The sequence below is a fragment of the Streptomyces sp. NPDC052101 genome, from assembly GCF_040680235.1.
Classification (GTDB): Bacteria; Actinomycetota; Actinomycetes; order Streptomycetales; family Streptomycetaceae; genus Streptomyces.
The window spans coordinates 1-1028 of the sequence record NZ_JBFAWH010000175.1 but is presented as its reverse complement, the minus strand read 5'-3'; the positions used below and the strand labels follow the sequence as shown (position 1 = coordinate 1028).

Genomic DNA, 1028 nt, shown 5'->3' with positions numbered 1-1028 from the left:
GCCTCGAGGAGGACCACGGGGTGTGGACGCGGGTGGGCGCCGTCGTCGCGCGCCGGCCCCGTCTCGGCGGGGTCGCCACGACGGTCGTGCTCCTCGCCCTCTGCGGCGGTCTGCTGCAGCTGCGCGCGGACGGCGTCGCCCAGGAGGACGTGCTGCTCGGCGACTCCGACGCCCGGCAGGCCCAGGCCCTGCTGAGCGAGCACTTCGACGCCGGCGCGGGCGCCCCCGCCCAGATCCTCGCCCCGGCCGGGGACGCGGAGGCGGTGCTCGCCGCCGTCGCGGAGGACCCCGGCGTGGCCGAGGCCGAGGTCACCACGGACGCCCCCGAGGCCGCCGCGGGCCCACCCCCGGGCGTGACCGACGCGGAGGGCGGGGCGGGCGCCGCGTCCGCGCCGGAGCCGCAGCCCCGCGTGGTGGACGGCCGCGTGCTGGTCTCGGCCACCCTGGCGGACCCGGGGCGAGTCCCTCGCCGCGCAGCAGACCGTGGCCCGCCTGCGCGACCGGCTCGCGGACCTCCCGGCCACGGGCGAGATCCTCGTGGGCGGCCCGGCGGCCCAGGCGCTGGACACGAACGTCACCACGCAGCGCGACCTGCGGGTCGTCATCCCGCTGATCCTCGCGATGCTGCTGGTCATCCTCGCGGTGCTGCTGCGCTCGCTCCTGGCACCCGTGCTGCTCGTGGCGGCCACCGTGGTCAGCTTCGGCGCGGCCCTGGGCGTCTCGGCCCTCGTGTTCCGGCACGTGTTCGGCTTCGAGGACGCCGACCCCACCGTGCCGCTGTACGGCTTCGTCTTCCTCGTGGCGCTCGGGATCGACTACACGATCTTCCTGATGACCCGGGCGCGGGAGGAGACCCCGCGGCACGGCACGCGGGCGGGTGTGCTGCGCGCCCTCACCGTCACGGGCGGGGTCATCACCTCGGCCGGCGTCGTGCTGGCGGCCACCTTCGCCGCGCTCGCGGTGATCCCGCTGATGTTCATGGTGCAGCTGGCGTTCATCGTCGCGTTCGGCGTGCTGCTCGATACGCT

1 protein-coding gene and 1 pseudogene are annotated in these 1028 nt (G+C 76.5%); one reads left to right on the top strand and one right to left on the bottom strand.

Features of this window, described 5'->3' with window-relative positions; translation table 11 throughout:
* A pseudogene (locus tag AB0L75_RS44595) lies at positions 1-524 on the bottom strand (hypothetical protein); the annotation flags it as partial.
* Between AB0L75_RS44595 and AB0L75_RS44590 the strand changes: the two are divergent.
* Positions 484-1028: MMPL family transporter (locus tag AB0L75_RS44590; RefSeq protein WP_365191989.1), on the top strand; the 545-nt coding region annotated here is incomplete at its 3' end. The pseudogene AB0L75_RS44595 and the gene AB0L75_RS44590 sit on opposite strands and share 41 nt — an antisense overlap.